Source organism: Mesorhizobium sp. M0894, assembly GCF_040319725.1.
Classification (GTDB): domain Bacteria; phylum Pseudomonadota; class Alphaproteobacteria; order Rhizobiales; family Rhizobiaceae; genus Mesorhizobium.
The window spans coordinates 146251-166735 of sequence record NZ_JAMYOG010000004.1 but is presented as its reverse complement, the minus strand read 5'-3'; the positions used below and the strand labels follow the sequence as shown (position 1 = coordinate 166735).

The window sequence follows — 20485 nt, the reverse complement described above, 5'->3', positions numbered from 1 at the left end:
ATATGTCCGCGTTGGCAAGCTTAAGCTTTCTTCGATCTTGCGATTCCCGCGTCCTGACCGCTCAAAATTTCCCAGGCGGAATCGAATTGTGGCCGATGCTTGCCGATGTCTGACATGGTTTGGTCAAGCGATCGCAGGATCCCGTCAAGCTCAATCCAAAGATCCTGGTTTTCCATCCAGAACTCCGGAGAAATCTTGAGGCAGTTCATAAGTAGATCGCCATCGTGGAACGTCACTGCGATCAACGGGTTTTCAGTCAGTATGGATATCGCTTTGGGGACCACATATTCCAGCCCGAATCCTTGGCTGACCAGCAGCCTTATTTGCTCCCCCGTAAGGTTCCGCAGCGGCGTTGCCAACGCGATGCTGCATTGTTCGACGAGAGAGGTTTGAAATGGAGGCTGATCTGCCTTCCAGCCCAGAAGCACGTTAAGCGTCCGATCTTCGTCAAGATTGCGACGCGGCTTCATTCGACAATCACTGCCGTATCGACCACCGCGTGGAACAGCACATCGGCGCCGGCCGTTGCCCATTCCTTGGTGATCTCCTCGGCCTCGTTGTGGCTGAGCCCGTCGACGCAGGGACACATCACCATCGCCGTCGGTGCGACGCGGTTGATCCAGCAGGCGTCGTGGCCGGCGCCGGAGACGATGTTGCGATGCGTATATCCCAGGCGCTCCGCCGCATCCCGCACAGCCTTGACGCAGCCCGCGTCGAAGGTGACCGGATCGAAATGACCGACCTGATCGATTTGATATTTGATGTCGAGCGCCTCGCAGATCGTGTCGATGCCTTCGCGGATGCGGCCGTCCATGGCGTCCAGCACCTCCTTTTCCGGCGAGCGGATGTCGATGGTGAAGACGGTGCGTCCGGCGATGATGTTGCGCGAGTTCGGATAGACCTCCATATGGCCGACCGCGCCGACGGCGTCCGGCTGGTAGTCCATGGCGATCTCGTGCACCAATTCGATCACCCGCGCCATGCCGAGCCCGGCATTGCGCCGCTTCGGCATCGGCGTAGAGCCGGTATGCGCCTCCCTGCCGGTCAGCGTCACCTGCAGCCATTTCAGTCCCTGGCCATGGGTGACGACGCCAATGTCGATGCCCTCGTCCTCGAGGATCGGGCCCTGCTCGATATGCAATTCGAAGAAGGCGTGGATCTTGCGCTCGCCGACCTTTTCGGTGCCCTTCCAGCCGATCCGTTCGAGCTCCTCGCCGAATTTCTTGCCGTCCTTGTCGACATGCGAATAGATTTCGGCCTGATCGAGCACGCCGGCGAATACTCCGGACGCCATCATCGCCGGCGCAAAGCGCGCGCCTTCCTCGTTGGTCCAGTTGGTGACGACGATCGGGTGCTTGGTCTTGATGCCGAGATCGTCGAGCGAGCGCACAACCTCCAGGCCGCCGAGCACGCCGAGCACGCCGTCGTACTTGCCGCCGGTCGGCTGCGTATCGAGATGGCTGCCGACATACACCGGCGGCAGGCTGGGGTCGGTGCCTTCGCGACGGGCAAACATCGTACCCATCTCGTCGACGCCCATTTCGAGCCCCGCCTCATCGCACCAGCGCTTGAACAGGTGCCGCCCTTCGCCATCCTCGTTGGTAACGGTCTGGCGATTATTGCCGCCGGCAATGCCAGGGCCGATCTTCGCCATCTCCATTATCGAATCCCACAAACGGTCTGAATTGATTCGCAGATTCTCGCCGGGGGCGGCCATTCAAGTTCCTCTCATTTACTCACATTAGGACGACGGTTCCCGTCGTCGCCCTACATGTTGGGGAGCATCTAGTCCACCGCCCTCAGCACTTCGCGCACATGGTCGATCAATTCGTTGATCTGGCCCTTGGTAATGATGAGCGGTGGCGACAGAGCGATGATGTCGCCGGTGGTGCGGATCAGCGCACCGCGCTCGAACGCCTTGACGAAAGCCGAGAAGGCGCGCTTCGTCGGCTGGCCTGCGATCGGCGCCAGCTCGATCGCGCCGATCAGGCCGATGTTGCGGATGTCGATGACGTTCGGTTCGCCCTTCAGCGAGTGCAGCGCGTCCTCCCAGTACGGCGCCAGTTCCTCGCCGCGCGTCAGCAGCCCCTCTTCCTTGTAGGTGTCGAGTGTGCCCAGCGCCGCCGCGCAGGCGATCGGATTGCCCGAATAGGTGTAGCCGTGGAAGAACTCAATCATATGCTCGGGCCCGGTCATGAAGGCGTCGTGGATTTCCTTCTTGACGAACACCGCGCCCATCGGGATGACGCCATTGGAGACGCCCTTGGCCGTCGTCATGATATCCGGGGTGACACCGAAATAGTCGGCGGCAAACGGCGTGCCGAGGCGGCCAAAACCGGTGATGACCTCGTCGAAGATCAGCAAGATGCCGTGCTTGGTGCAGATCTCGCGCAGCTTCTGCAGATAGCCCTTCGGCGGCAGGATGACGCCGGTGGAACCGGCAACCGGTTCGACGATGACTGCGGCGATGGTCGACGCGTCGTGCAGGGCGACGATGCGTTCCAGCTCGTTGGCCAGTTCCGCGCCATGCTCGGGCACGCCTTTCGTGAAGGAGTTCTTTTCCGGCAAATGCGTGTGTGGCATGTGATCTACGCCGCCGAGCAGCGTGCCAAACATCTTGCGGTTGGTGACGATGCCGCCGACCGAGATGCCGCCGAAATTGACGCCGTGATAGCCGCGCTCACGGCCGATCAGCCGGGTGCGCGAGCCCTCGCCTTTTACGCGGTAATAGGCGATCGCCATCTTCAGCGCCGTCTCGACTGATTCCGAGCCGGAATTGGTGAAGAACACATGGTCCATGCCCTTCGGGGCGATGTCGACCAGGCGATTGGCCAGCTCGAACACGATCGGGTGGCCCATCTGGAAGGCCGGCGCATAGTCGAGCTCTGCCGCTTGGCTCTGGATCGCCTCGGTGATCTTCGGGCGGCAGTGGCCGGCATTGACGCACCACAGGCCGGCGGTGCCGTCGAGAACCTTGCGCCCGTCGCTGGTCGTGTAATGCATGTCCTTGGCCGACACCATCATGCGCGGCGCCTGCTTGAACTGCCGGTTTGCCGTGAACGGCATCCAGAATGCGCTGAGATCGTTCGGCGTGACTTTCAGCCGGTTGGACATGACCAAGACTTCCCCTTGTAACCTGTTTCGGTGCGGCTAACGCTTGGTCTTTCCAACACTTGGTCTTTGCTGCGTTTTCGTGCTACGCAAATTTTTGACCGGTTGGACAAACGTTAGCACCGCCTTATCAGCGGTCAAGGGATTACTAGCGGAAATGCGGCTTTCGAAGTGCGCTCCACAGGGCGGGGAAAAACTGGTCCAGAGAATTGGTCCAGACGCTCCTCACAGCGAAGGTTGTTCGAGGTGACGGGGGCGGTCGAAAGCTCCGCTCCACGCCGCACCCGCATCCAGCTGGAAAAGCGCGAGCTCATTCTGGAGGCGGCGCTCGAAGTCTTCTCCACCAACGGTTTTCGCGGTTCGACCATCGACCAGATCGCCGAAGCCGCCGGCATGTCGAAGCCGAACCTGCTCTATTATTTCCGCCGCAAGGAGGACATCCACGAGACGCTGATGCAACGGCTTCTCGACACCTGGCTGGCGCCGCTGCGCGAACTCGACGACATTGGCGATCCGCTGACCGAACTGCGCAACTACATCAGGCGCAAGCTCGAAATGACGCGCGATTTCCCGCGCGAGAGCCGGCTATTCGCTAATGAGATCCTGCAGGGCGCGCCGCGCATCATGCCGATGCTGGAAGGTGAGTTGAAGACGCTGGTCGACGAGAAAGCCAACGTCATCAAGGGCTGGATGCGCGCCGGCAAGATTGCCCGCACCGACCCCTGGCACCTGATCTTCTCGATCTGGGCGACGACGCAGCATTATGCCGATTTCGACGTCCAGGTCCGCGCCGTGCTCGGCCCCGACCGCGGCGGCGACGGCCGCTTCGAGGATGCCGCAAGGTTTCTCGAGCAACTGTTCATCGACGGGCTGAAGCCGAAAGACTAGCCTTGATGGTTCACGCGCTGCGCCGCGCGGCCGGCAGCGCATCGAGCAGCTTCTGCAGCTTGGCGATCGAGTTCTGCTCGGCGAGCGGCGTGTAGACGATCAGCTTCATGTCCGAGCCGTCGTCGATCGACAGGCTCATATGTTCGAACGCCATGGCGCCCGCTATCGGATGCCTGACATGCTTCACACCCGATAGGTTGCGGGCCACATCGCGCAGCGGCCACCAGGCGCGGAACTCCGGGCTTGAACGCGTCATCAGCGCAATCAACCGCTCGAAATCCGGATCGCCGACATACTTCGCGCTTTCCGCCCGGAATGACGCCAGCACGGCGCGCGCCAGTTCCTCCCAGTCGACGAGCAGGCGCCGATGCTGCGGGCTGGTGAAAACCATATGGACGATGTTGCGGGCATCGCCCTCCAGCAGGCCATAATCGCCGAACACGGCTGCCGCCGCCGGGTTCCAGGCCAGCACATCCCAGCGCCGCCCGACGACATAGGCCGGCTGCAGGACCAGGCTCTGCAGCATGTGCAGCAAGGGGCCGTCGATCTTTTCCGGCGCGTCGACGCGACGCTCCGGCTGCGGCCGGCCGGCGAGAATAAACAGATGCCGTTGCTCAGCCGCGTCCAGGCGCAGCGCCTGGCTGAGTGCGGTCAGCACTTCCACCGACGGCCGAACGTCGCGGCCCTGCTCCAGCCAGGTGTACCAGGTCGTGCCGACGCCCGCGATCATCGCCACCTCCTCGCGCCGCAGCCCGGGCGTGCGCCGGCGTAAGCCGGTCGAGATGCCGGTGGCCGAAGGCGTCAGCCTTTCGCGCCGCGAACGCAGGAAGGCGCCGAGCTCGCGGCGGCGGCTGTCTTCGGCGGAATGCGCGGTGGAATCCATGGCCGCTACTATAGCAGTACCGATACCAGGATAAAGTTTGAACTGTTTGGCAAGTGGCTGGTGCCCCATCTTTCCGCTCAGAGCGATGAGATGGAGGCTCTGAACATGGAACTGAAAGACAAGACAATCCTCATCACCGGGTCGACCGACGGCGTCGGCCGTGTCGTCGCGCAAAGGCTCGGCGCCGGCGGCGCCCGCATCCTGGTGCATGGCCGCGACGCGACCAGGGGCAAGGCGATCGTGGCCGAGATCGAAGCCGCCGGCGGCAAAGCCGAGTTGCTCGTGGCCGATCTCTCCTCCCTGGCTGAGGTCCGCCGCCTCGCCGAGGCTGTTCGCGCCCGCACGGGCCGACTCGATGTCCTCATCAACAATGCCGGCGTCGGCACCGCCGGCCCCAACGCCAAACGACAGGTCAGCGCCGACGGCTACGAACTGCGCTTTGCCGTCAACTATCTCGCCGGCTTCCTGCTCACCACGGAGCTGCTGCCGCTGCTCAAGGCCAGCGCGCCGGCGCGCATCGTCAACGTCGCCTCGGCAGGCCAGCAGGCGATCGATTTCGACGATGTCATGCTGACCCGCTCCTATGACGGCATCCGTGCCTACTGCCAGAGCAAGCTGGCGCAGATCATGTTCACCATCGATCTGGCGGAGCAGCTGAACGGCACCGGCGTCACGGTCAACAGCCTGCATCCGGCAAGCTACATGAACACCACGATGGTGCGGCAGGCGGGCGTCACACCCTGGAGCTCGGTCCAAACCGGCGCCGAAGCCATCATCAATCTCGCCACATCGCCGGCGCTCGAAGGGCGGAGCGGCCTCTATTTCGACGGCCAGAGGGAATCCCGCGCCGATGCGCAAGCCTATGACGCTAAGGCACGACGTCGATTGCGGGAATTGAGCCTCGGTCTTGTCGGGCTCGCACCGGCTTCCGCAACATCGAAGAGAGAAAATTCATGATCGAGAAAGCGCAGCACACTGTGGTCGTCGGCGGCTCCTCCGGCATCGGCCTCGCCACCGCGAAAAAGCTGCTTGGTCCGGGCATGAAGGTGACGATCACCGGGCGCAACCGGGAAAGGCTCGACAACGCAGGGCAAAGCCTTGGCGGCGCGGTCGGAAAAGCTGCCTTCGATGCCGCGAAGCCGGACGAGGTTCGCCGGTTTTTCAGCGATCTCGGCCCTTTCGATCACCTGGTGCTGGCCGCGAGCGGCGGCAAGGGGCTCGGCCCGTTCGAAACGCTTGACCTGACCGACATCGGCGGCGGCGTCGACGAGAAGGTCCGGCCGCAGCTCTCCTGCCTGCAGGCCGCCTTGCCGACGCTGAACAAGAGCGGCTCGGTGACTTTCATCTCGGCGGTGTCGGCGCAATTGTCGGCGCCGGGTGTCGCCGGCATCGCCGCCGTCAACGGCATGCTGCTGACCGTGGTGCCGATCCTGGCAATGGAGCTGAAGCCGTTACGCGTCAATGTCGTGGCGCCGGGCGTCATTGACACGCCCTGGTGGGATTTTTTGCCTGATGAACAGCGCCATGCGGTGTTTGCCGATTATGCAGGCAAGACGCCGGTCGGCCGCATCGGCCGCGCCGAGGACGTTGCTGAGGCGATCGCGTTCCTGGTTTCGAACAGCTTCGTCACCGGCCAGATCCTGACCTGCGACGGCGGCTTGCGGTATGCGGCGTAACGCGGCTACATCTACGCGGTGATCGCTTTCAAAGCGACTGCGCGATCAGCGCCAGAAATCCTCCCGTCAGCGCGACGTTGCCGACAAAGCCATTGATGCGGGACGCGCGCTCGGGACCCTGATGATCCCAGAAATTATGGAACATCGGCGTAGCAACGACAAGGAACAACACCAGGCACAGAGCGGCGGCAGCGGTCCAGATGCCCGCGATCACCAGTGCTCCTGTGACGGTCTGCAGGACGATCCCCAGCCACAGCACCAGCCGAGCCTGCGGCACGCCGCGCGTCGTCATCAATTGGGTCAGGAACGCCGCGTTCTGGATATTGCGCAGGCCGGCAAAGACAAAAGCGCCGCCAAGCAGCAGGCGGGCCGCGAATAGAATCTCACTATCAAAGTTTGAAAACATGCTGTTGGTCCTTGGGCAGAAAAGAGGCGCGCGACGCAGGCCCCGCGCCTGGTCCATGCTCAAGCGGCCATGACCGCCGGCATCGGATGGATTGCATGGAACGGAACGCAAAGCCGATTCCAGGTGTTGATCATGCCGAGCGCAACCGACAGCTTGACCAGCTCCTGTTCCGAGAAATGCTCGAGCGTCCTTGCGTAGAGTTCGTCCGAAACACCGTTGTCGGCGATCCTGGTCAGCGCGTCGGTCCAGGCAAAGGCTGCGCGTTCGCGCTCTGAAAATAGCGGCGATTCCTTCCAGGCGGAGACGAGATAGAGCCGCTGCTCGCTCTCGCCGTCGTGGCGCGCCTCGCGGCTGTGCATCTCGACGCAATACGAGCAGCCGTTGATCTGCGACGCCCTGAGCTTGATCAGATGCAACAGGCTTTTTTCGAGCCCGCATTCGTCGACTGCCTTGTTGAGCGCCGACACCGCCTTCATGATCTCCGGCGCCGCGCCGAAAAATTGCAGCCTCTGTTCCATCTTCTGTAGCCTTCATGCTTGCTTGGTTGAACTTGATTTCTGCGGACGCTGACGGCGCTCGACGAAGGCGCAGTTGGCGGCGACCGAACGGGGATCGGCATCGGCCGTGTATTCTGCAACGATGTCGGACAGCCGGGCGTCGGCGAGCGCTGCGCGGTAGGCACGCTCGGCCTTCAGCATCGCCACCTTGATGCCGCAGGGTTTGACATAGACCGAGGCATCGAGCCTGGCGGGGCCGCGCTGGCGGATTTCGGCGCAGCGAAAGGCCGGTTCTCGCCCTTCGACGGCCAGCACGATATCGAGCAGCGTTATGCCCTCCGACGGCCGCGCCAGCCGGTAGCCGCCGGACGGCCCCGGAACCGATTCCAGAATGCCCGACACCGTCAGCATATTGAGATGCTTGAGGAGATAGCTCGGCGACAGCCCGAACGCTTCCGCCATGGCAGCACCCGGCATGGTCGCGGCGCCATCAACGCCGGCAAGCATCGCGGCGCAGTGGATGGCCGCTTCGACGCCCTCACCCAGCTTCATTTCGCTCTCCTATTCATGGATATAACTTATCGTGGATAATTTTTATCCGCAATAGGAAATTTAAAAAGCGGCGCCCATGAACGCCGCTTTTTTCGCAATGCTATTCCGCCGCCACCTTAGCCATCGGGTTGTTCGGATGCGTCGTCCAGTTGGCGTAGATCGGTGACACCGGCTTGCCGGTGCGCTGGTCCATCACGCCGACCGCCAGCGGCTCCATGGTGATGCAGTTCTCGACCGGACAGACATTGACGCAGAGATTGCAGCCGACGCATTCGGCCTCGATCACCTCGAAATGCCTGACTCCGTCAACCATGCTGGTGATCGCCTGGTGCGAGGTGTCCTCGCAGGCGATGTGGCAGCGGCCGCATTTGATACAGGCGTCCTGGTCGATATGCGCCTTGGCGATGTAGTTGAGGTTGAGATACTGCCAGTCGGTGACGTTGGGCGTGGCGCGGCCGACGATGTCGTCAAGCGAGGCATGGCCCTTCTCGTCCATCCAGTTTTCCAGGCCGGCGATCATCTCCTGCACGATCTTGAAGCCATAGGTCATCGCCGCCGTGCACACCTGCACATTGCCGGCGCCGAGCGCCATGAATTCGGCGGCGTCGCGCCAGGTGGTGATGCCGCCGATACCGGAGATCGGCAGGCCATGCGTTTCCGGGTCGCGCGCGATCTCGGCCACCATGTTCATGGCGATCGGCTTCACCGCCGGACCGCAATAGCCGCCATGCGAACCCTTGCCGTCGATGGTCGGCTCCGGTGCGAAATTGTCGAGATTGACGCCGGTGATCGAATTGATGGTGTTGATCAGCGACACCGCATCGGTGCCGCCGGACAGCGCAGCGCGTGCCGGCTTGCGTATGTCGGTGATGTTGGGCGTCAGCTTGGTGATGACCGGCATGCGGGTGTTGGCCTTGCACCAGCGCACCACCATTTCGATGTATTCCGGCACCTGACCGACCGCCGCACCCATGCCGCGTTCCGACATGCCGTGCGGGCAGCCGAAATTGAGCTCGATACCATCGGCGCCGGTCTCCTCGACCACCGGCAGGATCGCCTTCCAGGCATGCTCCTCGCACGGCACCATCAGCGAGACGACGATCGCCCGGTCGGGCCAGTCCATCTTGACCTGCTTGATCTCGCGCAAATTGACCTGCAGGTCGCGATCGGTGATCAACTCGATATTGTTCAGGCCAAGCAGGCGACGATCAGCGCCCCAGATCGCGCCATAGCGTGGCCCGTTGACGTTGACGACCGGCGGACCCTCTTCGCCGAGCGTCTTCCAGACGACACCGCCCCAGCCGGCCTTGAAGGCGCGGATGACGTTATAGGCCTTGTCGGTCGGCGGCGCCGAGGCCAGCCAGAACGGGTTCGGCGATTTGATGCCGACGAAATTGTTGCGGATGTCTGCCATGCTCATGCCCTCCCGTTCGAGGTCAGTGCCCGATGAATGCTTTCCGCCGCGTCGCGGCCTTGCGCGACGGCCGAGACGGTCAGGTCGTCGCCGCCAAAGATGCAGTCGCCGCCGGCCCAGACGTTTGGCAGCGAGGTGCGGCCTTCGGCGTCGACCTTGATGCGGCCGGCTTCCAGGTCAAGCAAAGCCCCGCTGCCGTTGAGCGCAGCCGGGACAAAGCTCTGGCCGATCGCCTTGAACACCTGGTCGGCGGTCAGCGTCAGCCGCTCGCCGGTGCCGACAAGCCGGTCGCCGTCCATCGTGGTGTATTCGAGCTCGATCGCCGACACCTTGCCGCTGTCAGCAATGACCCGCTTCGGCTGCAGCCAGTGCCGGATGATGACGCCGTTGGCAGCGGCCAGGTCCTGCTCGAATTCGGAGGCGTTCATGTGCTCCGGGCCGCGCCGATAGCAGATCGTCACCTCTTCGGCCCCGAGCAGCTTCGATTGCACCGCCGCGTCGATCGCCGTCATGCCGCCGCCGATGACGACAACACGCCGGCCGACCGGCAGGCTGGCCAGATCACTGGCCTGACGGAGCTCGGCAATGAACTCGACAGCATTGGTGACGCCTTGCGCCTCCTCGCCATCCGCTCGCAAGGCATTGACGCCGGCAAGCCCCATGCCGAGGAACACCGCGTCGTAATTCCGGGTCAGGTCCGACAGCTGGTAATCACGGCCGAGCGCCTTGCCGTTCTGGATGTCGATGCCGCCGATCGACGTGACATAATCCACCTCGGCCTGGGCGAAATTGTCCACGCTTTTATACGCGGCGATACCGTATTCATTAAGGCCGCCAGCCTTCGGGCGGGCTTCCAGAATGGTCACTTCGTGGCCGTAGCGGGCGAGCCGATGCGCGGCCGCAAGCCCGGCCGGTCCGGCGCCGACCACGGCGACGGTCTTGCCGGTCGGTTCGGGGCGCTTGTAGAACTGCTTGTTTTCGGCCATGGCGACATCGGTGGCGTAGCGCTGCAGGCGACCAATCTGCACCGGCTTGCCTTCGGCCACTTCGCGCACGCAGACCTCTTCGCACAGCGTTTCGGTCGGGCAGACGCGGGCGCACATGCCGCCCAAGATGTTCTGGTCGAAAATCGTCTTGGCTGAGCCGATCGGATTGCCCGTCGAAATCTGGCGGATGAACAGCGGGATGTCGATCGAGGTCGGGCATGCATTCATGCACGGCGCGTCATAGCAGAAGTAGCAGCGGTCGGACTCGACCAGCGCCTCGTGGTGATCGAGCGGCGGGTGCAGGTCGGCGAAATTATCGGCGTATTGTTCCGGCGAAAGCCGCCCGCCGGCAATGCCTTGCTTGAACTGGCCTTCTGGCATCGTCAGTTCCCCATGTTCTTGTTTTGGGGAAGGCTAGCACGTTTTATTTTTTTATCAATTGGTCAATTTTCGGCGCAAGCGACTGAAAAGCTTCAACAAACATGACTGTAATAATCATGTTTTTCCAAACGGCCATATACGTCACGAAGCAGGTACGGAACCGCATTCAGGAGCGTTGCCATGGATCAACCTGATCTCGTCGCACAGCGCGACAAGTTCGGAAGTGAGCGACATCCGGCGCATGGATCAACAACCCCTCGTTGACTGCAAGCAAAGTCGAAAACCACAGGGCGCGCAACCCGGTAACATTTCCGGTTTGCCGTCATCTTTTTTGGTTGGCTGTCGGATTTTCGTCGTGAAGATCGTCCTAGAATGGATCGCGCATGCGCAAGGAGCACGACAATGCCACAGTCCCCCATGCCCTTCTTCTGGTACGAGCTGATGACCACCGATCTCGACGCCGCCGAGGCGTTCTACACCGCCGTGGTAGGCTGGCGGGGGCAGCCTTTCGAAGGGGCGCCGGGCATGCCGCGCTATATCGTCATGAATGTCGGCGAGCGCGGCGTCGGCGGGCTGATGACGCTGCCCGATGACGCGCGCAAGATGGGAATGCCGCCGGCCTGGATCGGTTATATCCTCACCAGGGATGTCGATGCCGCAACGGCCTCCCTCAAGAAGGCTGGCGGCGCGGTTCACCGCGAGCCCGACGACATTCCTGGCGTCGGCCGCTTCGCCGTCGTTGCCGATCCGCAAGGCGCGATGTTCAACTTCCTGCAGCCCAGCGGTCCCGACCAGCCGCCGCTACCGTTGGCGACACCCGGCAACATCGGCTGGCATGAGCTCTATACGTCAGACTGGAAGGCGGCGTCCGATTTCTATTCCAGTCAGTTCGGCTGGGAGAAGGGTGACGCCATGGATATGGGTCCGATGGGCGTCTACCAGCTTTTCGCCTTCGGCGGCGAGCCCGTTGGCGGCATAATGAACAAGCCCGAGCAGATCCCGGCGCCGGTCTGGCAGTTCTATTTCAACGTGCCCGGCATCGACGCGGCAGCCAAGCGCGTCACCGACAACGGCGGCAATATCCTGATGGGTCCGATGGAGGTCCCCGGCGGCAGCTGGATCGTGCAGTGCACAGACCCGCAAGGCGCCCATTTCGCGCTAATGGCACCGGTGCGGTAGCAACGTCGCGTCGCGATTGGCGAAACCGGCAGCAAAAACCGATCTCCCCCCTCGTGGGGGAGATGTCCGGCAGGACAGAGAGGGGCGCTGTCCCTCCAACCTTACGCTCTTTGAGAACTATTCCGGCGTCAGCACGGAAACTTTGAGATCGGGCTTCTTGGCGCCGCTGAGCTGGATGGTCGCCGGGCCGGCGGCTAGCTTGAAGCGCACGCTCTTGCGGATCCCCGGACAGGATTTTATACCACTGAAAGCCGCCGACTTCACGGCTTTACCGTCCTGAACGACATCGATCCAAGCCTCATCAGACAGGCTGATCTGGAGCTCTCCCTCCGGGGGCACGGCCACGCTCGCCATCGCGCCGAATGTACCGGCTGCCGGCGCGCGTTCCGGCGGAACGGTGAAGCTGATCGTGCCGACCGGCGCCAACGCCACATCTGCAGCCTCGCCGACCGAAAGGTCAGCGCCGGACTGCGCGGCGGGCGCCGCCGCAAACAGGGCCTCCTCGCGCGTCACCGGCCATTTGAAGGCAGCACAGCCGGCATCGTCGGCCGTGGCGACGCTGGTGCCTGCAAGGATGGCGAATAGGCTGACGACGACTTTTCTCATGGCAAACGGAACCCACATGGTTTGGAGTGTCTGGATATCACTACAACTATAGCATTTAAAATACAACCCTGGAGAGAAAAATATTAAAAGAACGAGGAACATTTCCAATCACTGATTGTGGCTGGCGGGCCATGCGAAGTGAATGGTCCCCTGTCGGGCGATGATCTATGGCCGGTTCGGGGGTAAAATGGAGTCTTAGATGAAGCTTTTCGACGGTCTTGTCAGATATCAGCTGCAGGCTCTGGCCGCATTGCGCTTCGTGACGGCACTGCAATTCATCGAACATGGTACGCAAAAGCTGTTCAATTTCCCCGTCGGCGACCATGCCGGCGCCCTGAGCGGGCTATCGCTGACCGCGGCCATCCTGGAATTCGCCGGTGGCATCCTGCTGGTATTGGGGCTTTTCACTAGGCCGGTGGCATTCCTTCTCAGCGGTGAGATGGCGATCGCCTATTTCATGGCGCACATGCCGCGCGACTTCTTCCCGGTCAACAATGGTGGCGATGCGGCAATATCGTTCTGCTTCATCTTCCTCTATCTGGTATTCGCCGGCGCCGGCGCATTGGCGCTGGATAACCGCCGCAGCGCCTGAAACCTCACCCACGCATCCGCTCGAAGTTCGCGTCGAACAGTGGGACCGGCTGCATGCGCGCAACATGGCGTTTGCCCAGAAGCTCGATCTCAAAACCGTCGACTTCGTCGGCAATCTCTTTCGGCACATAGCCGATAGCGACGGATTTTTTCGAATGATGCGCATAGCCGCCCGACGTGACCCAGCCGCGCACGGCGCCGCCATGCCAGATTGGTTCGTCGCCGATGACGTCGGCATCGACAGCATCGACGACAAAGGCCCGCAGCCGCAGTCTGCCGCCTTGCTTGCGCTCTGCCAGCGCCGCCTGCTTGCCGATGAAATCGGCCTCCTTGGCATAGGCGACGAAGCGATCGAGGCCGGCCTCCAGCGGCCCATAGATCGGCCGGTATTCGCGCGCCCATGAGCCGTAATTCTTTTCCAGCCGCAATGCGTTGAGCGCTCGCGAGCCGAACAGGCCGATGCCGAATTCTTCGCCCGCCGCCATCAGCGCCTGATAGGCGGCGCGCTGATATTCCGGCGCCACCCAGATCTCGTAGCCGAGATCGCCGGTGTAGCTGACACGCCCGACCAGACACGGCGCCATGCCGATGTCCATCTTGCTGATGGCCATGAACGGAAAGGCCGTATCCGACACATCAGATCGTGTGACCTTTTCAAGAAGGTTCCGCGTGCTCGGCCCGGCGATCGATAAGCCGGTGAGTTTTGCTCCCAGCGCTTCGATACTGACCGAGCCGTCCTTCGGCAGATGCGCTTCGAACCAGCGCATATGGTACTGCTCGGCGACGCCGGAGCCGGCCAGGAACCAGCCGTCCCTTTCCGAATTTGGGCTGCTGAGATTGGCTAGCGTGAAATCGCCAATCAGCCTGCCGTCTTCCTTCAGCATCGGCGCCAGCGTCATGCGGCCGGGCCTTGGCAGCTTGCAGGCAAGCAGGCGGTCGAGCCAGGCTGCAGCGCCCTCGCCCGTCACCTTGTATTTGGCGAAGCTCGAAATCTCCGACAGGCCAACGCCTTCTCGAACGGTCTTGACCTCATTTGCGACATGCTCGAAATCGCTCGAGCGCCGCCACGAGAACTCGTCCCTCACGCCTTCCGGCGCATACCATAGCGGCACTTCCAGCCCATAGGCGACGCCCCATTGCGCGCCTTTGGCCGACAGGAGATCATAGACCGGTGTGGTCTTGAGCGGCCGTCCAGCGGGCAGTTCCTCGTTGGGGAAGCGGATCGAAAACCGCCGCGAATAGTTTTCGCGCACCTTGGCGTTGGTATAGGCCATCGTGGCCCAGTCACCGTAGCGCGACACATCCATCGCCCAGATGTCGGCGCCGGGATCGCCCTCGATCATCCAGTTCGACAGCGCCAGCCCGACGCCGCCCCCCTGTGAGAACCCGGCCATGACACCACAGGCCACCCAGAACCCCGGCAGGCCGCGCACCGGCCCGACCAGCGGATTGCCGTCCGGCGCGAAGGTGAAGGGCCCGTTGATGATCTGCTTGATACCGGTGTTCTGGAAGGCCGGGAAATGCCGGAAGCCGACCTCCAGCGATGGCGCGATGCGGTCGATGTCGGGCTCGAGCAACTCGTGGCCGAAGTTCCACGGCGTCTGGAACTCGGACCATGGCTTGTTGGCCTTTTCGTAAGTACCCATCAGCATGCCGCCGCGCTCCTGACGCAGATAGAGCTCGCCATCAAAGTCGACTGCATGGATGATTTCCGTGCCGGTCTTCTGGTTCCAGGCGGCGACTTCCGGCATGTCCTCGGTGATCAGGTACATGTGCTCCATCGCCAGCACCGGCAGCTCCAGCCCGACCATGCGGCCGACCTCGCGCGCCCACAGGCCGCCGGCGTTGACGACATGCTCGGCCACCACCTCGCCCTTGTTGGTAATGACGCGCCACAGCCCGTCGGCGCGCCGCACGATGTCCTCGACCTTGGTGAAGCGCTCAACCTCGGCCCCAAGCTTCCTCGCGGCCTTGGCGTAGGCGTGGGTAACGCCGGATGGATCGAGATGGCCATCCTCCTTGTTGCGGACGGCACCGACGAACTGCTTGGGATCGAGCAGAGGCATCAGTTCGGCGGCTTCGGCCGGCGATATCTCCTCGAGCTCGATGCCGAGATAGCGGCCCTTGGCGACAACGCCGCGCAGCCAGTCGAGCCGCGCCTCGGTCGCCGCCAGCAGCACACCGCCGGTCAGATGCACGCCGGTCGCCTGGCCGGACAGTTCCTCAATCTCCTTGTAGAGCGAGATCGTGTATTTCTGCAGCTTGGCGACATTGGGATCGCCGTTGATCGTGTGCATGCCGCCGGCCGCGTGCCAGGTCGAGCCGGAGGTCAATTCATCGCGCTCCAGGAGCACGATGTCGGTCCAGCCGTGCCGGGCCAGATGGAACAGCACGGAGCACCCGACGACGCCACCGCCAATAACCACGACCTTTGCATGTGATTTCATGGGATTCTCGTCATTTCAAAGAGTTGGATGGGTTTCATGATTCTGGAAGAGAAGAAGATGAATCCGAGAAGAGTGGTGCTTAAGGCTCGCTCTGCCCGATCGCTTCCTTGCGCTTGGCTAGGTACGCCTCCAGCGCCTCGCGCCTGGAGATTTCCATCACCGGCTCGGCGTAGTCCTCCAGCGCCTTCTTCCACAGCCTGGTCGCACGCGACGTGGCGTCGAGCCCACCGGCCTCCTGCCAGGCCTCGTAGTTCTGCCAGTTGGACAGTATCGGCTGGTAGAAGGCCGTGGCGTAGCGCTCCAGCGTGTGTGGCTCGCCGAAGAAGTGGCCGCCGGTCGGAACCGCACCCAGAGCCTCGACGGCAAGCTCGGCCTCGTTGACTTCGATCGGGCGCAAAAACTCCATCATGTGCTGGATCATCTCGACGTCGATGATGAACTTTTCGAACGATGCAGTTAGTCCGCCCTCCTGCCAGCCGGCGGCGTGATAGACGAGGTTGCCGTGGCCTAGCACCGCGCCCCACAGCGCCATCAGCGTCTCATAGGCGCCTTGCGCGTCGGCGGCATTGGAGGCTGAGCCCGGTGTCGTGCGATAAGGCAGCTTGTAACGCCGCGCCAACTGTCCGGACGCGATGTTCGCCTTGGTATTTTCAGGCGTGCCGAAGGCCGGCGCGCCCGATTTCATATCGACATTGGAGGTGAAGGCGCCATACATCACCGGCGCGCCGCGACGGACGAGCTGCGTCAGCACAACGCCAAACAGCGCCTCGGCATTCTGCTGGGCGAGCGCGCCGGCAAGCGTCACCGGGCTCATCGCTCCCATCAGCGTGAACGGCGTCACCGCCACCGACTGGCCGAACTCGGCCATCGTCATCAGCCCCTCGGCCATCATCTCGTCGAAGCGGCGCGGCGAGTTGACCGAAATGATCGTGGTGACCCCGGGATCGTCGCGCATCTCGTCAAGCGTCAGTCCGCGCGCGATTGCCATCATCTTGATGCCGTCGAGCGCCCTGCCACGGCCGATGGCCGAGACGTGAAAGCTTTTGTCCGTCAGCGTCAGATTGGCGAAATAGGTGTCGAGATGACGGGAATTCGCCGGCAATTCCACCGGCGCGCAGACCTGGTTGCCGAGCATGTGGATGCAGTTGAAATGCTGCGCCAGGCGGACGAGATCGGAATAATCGCGCAAATTGCCGGCACGGCGGCCGCGCTCCATGTCGTGCACATTGGGCGGCCCGGCGACGAGCGTAAAGTTGATGGTATTGCCGCCGAGGTGGACGGCATGGGCGGGATTGCGCGGCGTCAGAGTGTAGCTGGACTGTGTCGTCTTCAGCGCTTCCTCGATCATGCCGCGATCGATGCGGACGTTCATCGAGGCATGATCGACCTTGGCCCCGGCCTTCTCGAACAGCGACAGCGCCCGCGGGCTCATCACCTCGATGCCGAAATTCTCCAGGATATGCATAGAGGCTTCATGGATCGCCTCGATCTGGTCGGCCGAGAGCATCGCCATCGGCGGATAAGGGTTTGTCACCCGCCTGAGCGGCAGTTGCGGGATGGCGGTCGGTCCCCTGTTGCTCGTTCGCTCGGCGCCGCGCTTGCGTCTTGGTTCGCTCATGCGGCGCATCAAAGCGCCGGCACGAGGATCGAGCTGTCAAGAATCCGCCACCTGCGGGCGTGATTTTAGCCAAGGCGCCATTCCGGGAATTGCATATCGGTAAAAGCGACAACAAACGTCGGAATCTTCATACTTCCTCAGCGCCTGCCAAAGCGGCCGACGAGCCGTTAAGGAACGCCGCAAGATTCCTTTTATGTTTTCGGCCTAATGCTCTTCCAATGCGTAGGTCGAGTTTTAGTAAAATTGTAGCGATTGCCGTGCCGCTGACGCTTTCGGCATGCGCGACGCCGCCGAACCACATCAACGATGTCTGCGCCGTTTTCGACCAGAACGATGGCTGGTTCGGCAACTGGCAGGCGGCGGCACAGCGCGCCGAGCAGAAATATGGGGTGCCGGTCCCCGTGCTGATGGCGACGGTGCGCAAGGAATCCGGCTTCAAGAGCAACGCCAGGCCGCCGCGCACCAAGCTGCTGGGCTTCATTCCCTGGAAACATATCTCCAGTGCCACCGGCTTCTCGCAGGCGCTCGACGGCACCTGGGCGCAATACCAGAACGAGACCGGCAGTTGGGCGGCGCGCCGCACCAGGTTTGCCGATGCCGTCGATTTTGTCGGCTGGTATCATTCCAAGACCGCCGACACGCTCGGCGTCGCCCGCAACGACACCTACAATCTGTATCTCGCCTACTATCTTGGCTGGAATGCCTATAAGCGCGGCAATCGCGGCGGCGCCGACGTGCAGCGCTATGCGCACGCCACCGAACAGATGGCGCAGGACTACGCCGCGCAGCTACGGCAATGCGCGCCCTAGCATATCAACGGTATTTCAGCCGCCCTTGGGTTTGCGCGGCTTGCGCGTGGCGTTCTCAGCTTGGCGGCCGTCGCCGACTGTCGGCGGCGTGATTGGTGCCACCGCGCTATCGGCAGAGCTTGAGATGCCGCCGGTCTCTGAAACCTCGTCGCGAACCTCGTGACGGCGGGCTTTGGCGACCGCTTCGGCATTCTCCGCTGCCTGACCCTCGGCATCGGCTTCAACGCTGCCAGTCTTGCCATGCGGGCGCTTGGGCGGATCTCCAGCAAAGCCCGGGCCAACACCGTGGTTTGCATCATCCGGCACGCCCTCATTCGCCGCGTGTTCCTTGTCGAATTTAATCACCGGCTCCATTTTTGCCAGCACGTCGTCGGCCAGCCAGCACAGGCTCATATGACCGTCGCCGAGATTTTTGACCGGCGGCACCGTAGTTTCGCAAAGATTGTCCGGCACAAGTTTCTTGTAGCCGCAGCGCGTCTGGAACGGGCAGCCCGAGGGCGGGTTCATCGCCGACGGAATGTCGCCTTCGAGCACGATATGCCTTTTCACCACGCTGGTATCGGCAATCGGGATCGCCGACAGCAGCGCCTCGGTATAGGGGTGATAGGGCGGCGAAAATATCTGGTCGGTCGTGCCTTGCTCGACGATATAGCCGAGATACATGACGATGACGCGGTCGGCGATGTAGCGCACCACCGACAGATCGTGGCTGATGAACAGCATCGTGGTCTTGTTCTTGCGCTGGATGTCCATCAAGAGTTCGGTCACCGCCGCCTGGACGGACACATCCAGCGCCGAGACCGGCTCGTCGGCCACCACCACCTTGGCGTCGCCGGCAAAGGCCCGCGCCACGCCGATGCGCTGTTTCTGGCCACCTGAAAGCTGGCGCGGCTTGCGCGTCTCGAATGCCCTTGGCAGCTTCACCAGATCGAGCAGTTCCAGCATCCGCTTGCGGCGGTCGGCCACCGTGTCGCCGACATTGAACTTTTCCAGCGTACGGATGATCTGCGAACCGACCGAATGGCTGGGATTGAGTGTGTCGAACGGATTTTGGAACACCATCTGGATCGACGACACGGTGTCGACGCTGCGCTTCTCGATCCCGGTCGACTGGATTTCCTTGTTGCCCAGCTTCACGCGGCCGGAGCTTGCCGTTTCGAGGCCGAGCAACACCTTGGCCAGGGTCGATTTTCCGCAGCCGGATTCGCCAACGATAGCGACGGTCTCGGATTCGCGCGCCATGAAAGAGATCGTCTCGTTGGCCTTGACGACACGTCCTTCGCTCGAGCCGAACACTTCGCTGCCGCCGACTTTGTAGTACTTCCTGAGGTCTTCGATCTGGAGCACCGGCGCACCGGGCACCACGCGCTCGTTGACTTTCTTGGCGCCAGGCGGCAGCGCCTCCCAGTCGATCTCGTTGAAGCGTACGCAGCGCGAGAAATGCCCGTCATGGCCTTCGACCGCGATCATCGGAATTTCGGCGGCGTTGCAGACGCCCTCGACGAAATGGTGGCAGCGCGGGCCGAAATTGCAGCCCTTCGGCCGCTCGTGCGGCAGCGGCAACTGCCCCGGAATGGATATCAGAGGCCGCGAATTCTTGTCGGCGCCCGGCAACGGGATCGAGCGGAACAGGCCTTGCGTGTAGGGATGGCGCATCCGGTCGAAGACGTCCTTGATCTTGCCCGTCTCCACCGCTTCGCCCGAATACATCACCGTGATGCGGTCGCAGGTCTCCAGGATCAGGCCGAGATTGTGCGACACGAAGATCATCGAGGTCCCGAACTTCTCGCCCAGCCCCTTGACCAGATCGACGATACCGGCCTCAACCGTCACGTCGAGCGCTGTCGTCGGCTCGTCGAGCAGAAGCAGCGCAGGCTTCGACAGCAGCGCCATGGCAATGACGATGCGCTGCTGCTGGCCGCCGGAAAGCTGGTGCGGGTAGGAACGCATCATGCGCTCGGGATCCGGCAGCTTCACCGCGCGCACCATTTCCAAAGCGCGTTTATGGGCTTCGTCCTTCGACACCTTGTCGTGGATCAGTGGCACTTCCATCAGCTGCTGGCCGACCTTCATCGCCGGGTTCAGACTGGCCATAGGCTCCTGGTAGATCATCGCGATCTTGTTGCCGCGGATGGCGCGCAGTTCCTCGTCGGACAGTTCTCCCATGTCCTTGCCCTGGAACTTGATCTTTCCGCCGACGATCTTTCCGATGTTGGAGAGGTCGCGCATGATGCCGAGCGACACGGTCGACTTGCCGCAGCCGGATTCGCCGACGATGCCCATCGCCTCGCCGGGCATGACCGTGCAGGAAAAATCCATGACGGCCGGGATCTCGCCCTTGCGGGTGAAGAAGGAGATCGACAGGTTCTCGATCTCGATGATCGGCCCACTGGTCGGCCCATTGGTCGGCTTGGCGGGATTTCGAACTGCCTCATTCATGG

At 62.4% G+C, this 20485-nt stretch carries 19 protein-coding genes; 6 read left to right on the top strand and 13 right to left on the bottom strand.

Going from position 1 to position 20485, the window contains the following annotated elements; genetic code table 11:
* Positions 1-20 precede the first annotated feature (20 nt).
* From NKH91_RS09930 to aptA, 3 genes are all read right to left on the bottom strand, one after another.
* Positions 21-470, bottom strand: coding sequence for a contact-dependent growth inhibition system immunity protein (locus NKH91_RS09930; protein ID WP_352495154.1), 450 nt, complete (start codon positions 468-470; stop codon positions 21-23).
* Positions 467-1717: a Zn-dependent hydrolase gene (locus NKH91_RS09925; protein WP_352482945.1), complete on the bottom strand. Its 1251-nt coding sequence runs from the start codon at positions 1715-1717 to the stop codon at positions 467-469. The genes NKH91_RS09930 and NKH91_RS09925 overlap by 4 nt, the downstream gene beginning before the upstream one ends.
* A gap of 68 nt (positions 1718-1785) precedes the next feature.
* The gene (gene aptA / locus NKH91_RS09920) at positions 1786-3114 is read right to left on the bottom strand and encodes an omega-aminotransferase AptA (RefSeq protein WP_352844488.1); all 1329 of its coding nucleotides are present in this window, start codon (positions 3112-3114) and stop codon (positions 1786-1788) included.
* A gap of 243 nt (positions 3115-3357) precedes the next feature.
* On the opposite strand from aptA, the gene NKH91_RS09915 reads away from it, so the two are divergent.
* Complete coding sequence (locus tag NKH91_RS09915) at positions 3358-3999, top strand: TetR family transcriptional regulator C-terminal domain-containing protein (protein ID WP_352844489.1); 642 nt, start codon at positions 3358-3360, stop codon at positions 3997-3999.
* Between the two features lie 10 nt (positions 4000-4009).
* Here the strand turns inward: NKH91_RS09915 and NKH91_RS09910 are convergent, their stop codons facing one another.
* Positions 4010-4882 (bottom strand): helix-turn-helix transcriptional regulator, encoded by an 873-nt coding sequence (locus NKH91_RS09910; protein WP_023720857.1) that lies wholly within the window; start codon positions 4880-4882, stop codon positions 4010-4012.
* A gap of 105 nt (positions 4883-4987) precedes the next feature.
* On the opposite strand from NKH91_RS09910, the gene NKH91_RS09905 reads away from it, so the two are divergent.
* Together NKH91_RS09905 and NKH91_RS09900 are read left to right on the top strand one after the other, a co-directional pair.
* Entirely contained in the window at positions 4988-5839 is an 852-nt protein-coding gene (locus NKH91_RS09905; RefSeq protein ID WP_352844490.1) for an SDR family NAD(P)-dependent oxidoreductase, read from the top strand.
* Entirely contained in the window at positions 5836-6558 is a 723-nt protein-coding gene (locus NKH91_RS09900) for an SDR family oxidoreductase (RefSeq protein WP_352482940.1), read from the top strand. Before NKH91_RS09905 ends, NKH91_RS09900 begins: the two co-directional genes overlap by 4 nt.
* A 28-nt stretch (positions 6559-6586) precedes the next feature.
* On the opposite strand, the gene NKH91_RS09895 is transcribed toward NKH91_RS09900, so the two are convergent.
* From NKH91_RS09895 to NKH91_RS09875, 5 genes are all read right to left on the bottom strand, one after another.
* Positions 6587-6964, bottom strand: a complete 378-nt coding sequence (locus NKH91_RS09895) for a DoxX family protein (RefSeq protein WP_352844846.1) — start codon at positions 6962-6964, stop codon at positions 6587-6589.
* 59 nt (positions 6965-7023) lie between these two features.
* Positions 7024-7482 carry a carboxymuconolactone decarboxylase family protein gene (locus tag NKH91_RS09890; protein ID WP_352844491.1) on the bottom strand — a complete coding sequence of 153 codons (459 nt, stop codon included), beginning with the start codon at positions 7480-7482 and terminating at the stop codon, positions 7024-7026.
* A 12-nt stretch (positions 7483-7494) separates the two neighbouring features.
* Complete coding sequence (locus NKH91_RS09885; RefSeq protein ID WP_352844492.1) at positions 7495-8013, bottom strand: RrF2 family transcriptional regulator; 519 nt, start codon at positions 8011-8013, stop codon at positions 7495-7497.
* A 100-nt stretch (positions 8014-8113) separates the two neighbouring features.
* Positions 8114-9427, bottom strand: coding sequence for an NAD-dependent dihydropyrimidine dehydrogenase subunit PreA (gene preA / locus NKH91_RS09880; RefSeq protein WP_023720863.1), 1314 nt, complete (start codon positions 9425-9427; stop codon positions 8114-8116).
* Between the two features lie 2 nt (positions 9428-9429).
* Positions 9430-10794, bottom strand: a complete 1365-nt coding sequence (locus tag NKH91_RS09875; protein ID WP_352844493.1) for an NAD(P)-dependent oxidoreductase — start codon at positions 10792-10794, stop codon at positions 9430-9432.
* 402 nt (positions 10795-11196) lie between these two features.
* On the opposite strand from NKH91_RS09875, the gene NKH91_RS09870 reads away from it, so the two are divergent.
* A complete protein-coding gene (locus tag NKH91_RS09870; protein WP_352844494.1) occupies positions 11197-11973 on the top strand; it encodes a VOC family protein in 777 nt (258 codons plus the stop codon).
* Between the two features lie 117 nt (positions 11974-12090).
* Here NKH91_RS09870 and NKH91_RS09865 read toward each other — a convergent pair whose 3' ends face one another.
* Positions 12091-12597 carry a hypothetical protein gene (locus NKH91_RS09865; RefSeq protein WP_352844848.1) on the bottom strand — a complete coding sequence of 169 codons (507 nt, stop codon included), beginning with the start codon at positions 12595-12597 and terminating at the stop codon, positions 12091-12093.
* A 181-nt stretch (positions 12598-12778) separates the two neighbouring features.
* On the opposite strand from NKH91_RS09865, the gene NKH91_RS09860 reads away from it, so the two are divergent.
* Positions 12779-13171 (top strand): DoxX family protein, encoded by a 393-nt coding sequence (locus NKH91_RS09860; RefSeq protein WP_023720867.1) that lies wholly within the window; start codon positions 12779-12781, stop codon positions 13169-13171.
* 4 nt (positions 13172-13175) lie between these two features.
* On the opposite strand, the gene NKH91_RS09855 is transcribed toward NKH91_RS09860, so the two are convergent.
* Together NKH91_RS09855 and NKH91_RS09850 are read right to left on the bottom strand one after the other, a co-directional pair.
* Entirely contained in the window at positions 13176-15617 is a 2442-nt protein-coding gene (locus tag NKH91_RS09855; protein ID WP_352495145.1) for a GcvT family protein, read from the bottom strand.
* Between the two features lie 79 nt (positions 15618-15696).
* Complete coding sequence (locus tag NKH91_RS09850; RefSeq protein WP_352495144.1) at positions 15697-17235, bottom strand: trimethylamine methyltransferase family protein; 1539 nt, start codon at positions 17233-17235, stop codon at positions 15697-15699.
* Positions 17236-17453: 218 nt separating this feature from the next.
* Here NKH91_RS09850 and NKH91_RS09845 point away from each other — a divergent pair, with 218 nt between their 5' ends.
* On the top strand, positions 17454-18044 hold the full coding sequence (locus tag NKH91_RS09845; protein ID WP_352844495.1) for a transglycosylase SLT domain-containing protein: 591 nt from the start codon (positions 17454-17456) through the stop codon (positions 18042-18044).
* Between the two features lie 15 nt (positions 18045-18059).
* Here the strand turns inward: NKH91_RS09845 and NKH91_RS09840 are convergent, their stop codons facing one another.
* The gene (locus NKH91_RS09840; protein ID WP_352495142.1) at positions 18060-20483 is read right to left on the bottom strand and encodes a dipeptide ABC transporter ATP-binding protein; all 2424 of its coding nucleotides are present in this window, start codon (positions 20481-20483) and stop codon (positions 18060-18062) included.
* Positions 20484-20485: the final 2 nt, after the last annotated feature.

Coding starts and splice junctions, on each gene's coding strand:
- NKH91_RS09930 (WP_352495154.1), bottom strand. CDS start 470: ATGAAGCCGCGTCGCAATCTTGACGAAGATCGGACGCTTAACGTGCTT.
- NKH91_RS09925 (WP_352482945.1), bottom strand. CDS start 1,717: ATGGCCGCCCCCGGCGAGAATCTGCGAATCAATTCAGACCGTTTGTGG.
- aptA (WP_352844488.1), bottom strand. CDS start 3,114: ATGTCCAACCGGCTGAAAGTCACGCCGAACGATCTCAGCGCATTCTGG.
- NKH91_RS09910 (WP_023720857.1), bottom strand. CDS start 4,882: ATGGATTCCACCGCGCATTCCGCCGAAGACAGCCGCCGCCGCGAGCTC.
- NKH91_RS09905 (WP_352844490.1), top strand. CDS start 4,988: ATGGAACTGAAAGACAAGACAATCCTCATCACCGGGTCGACCGACGGC.
- NKH91_RS09900 (WP_352482940.1), top strand. CDS start 5,836: ATGATCGAGAAAGCGCAGCACACTGTGGTCGTCGGCGGCTCCTCCGGC.
- NKH91_RS09895 (WP_352844846.1), bottom strand. CDS start 6,964: ATGTTTTCAAACTTTGATAGTGAGATTCTATTCGCGGCCCGCCTGCTG.
- NKH91_RS09890 (WP_352844491.1), bottom strand. CDS start 7,482: ATGGAACAGAGGCTGCAATTTTTCGGCGCGGCGCCGGAGATCATGAAG.
- NKH91_RS09885 (WP_352844492.1), bottom strand. CDS start 8,013: ATGAAGCTGGGTGAGGGCGTCGAAGCGGCCATCCACTGCGCCGCGATG.
- preA (WP_023720863.1), bottom strand. CDS start 9,427: ATGGCAGACATCCGCAACAATTTCGTCGGCATCAAATCGCCGAACCCG.
- NKH91_RS09875 (WP_352844493.1), bottom strand. CDS start 10,794: ATGCCAGAAGGCCAGTTCAAGCAAGGCATTGCCGGCGGGCGGCTTTCG.
- NKH91_RS09870 (WP_352844494.1), top strand. CDS start 11,197: ATGCCACAGTCCCCCATGCCCTTCTTCTGGTACGAGCTGATGACCACC.
- NKH91_RS09865 (WP_352844848.1), bottom strand. CDS start 12,597: ATGTGGGTTCCGTTTGCCATGAGAAAAGTCGTCGTCAGCCTATTCGCC.
- NKH91_RS09860 (WP_023720867.1), top strand. CDS start 12,779: ATGAAGCTTTTCGACGGTCTTGTCAGATATCAGCTGCAGGCTCTGGCC.
- NKH91_RS09855 (WP_352495145.1), bottom strand. CDS start 15,617: ATGAAATCACATGCAAAGGTCGTGGTTATTGGCGGTGGCGTCGTCGGG.
- NKH91_RS09850 (WP_352495144.1), bottom strand. CDS start 17,235: ATGAGCGAACCAAGACGCAAGCGCGGCGCCGAGCGAACGAGCAACAGG.
- NKH91_RS09845 (WP_352844495.1), top strand. CDS start 17,454: ATGCGTAGGTCGAGTTTTAGTAAAATTGTAGCGATTGCCGTGCCGCTG.
- NKH91_RS09840 (WP_352495142.1), bottom strand. CDS start 20,483: ATGAATGAGGCAGTTCGAAATCCCGCCAAGCCGACCAATGGGCCGACC.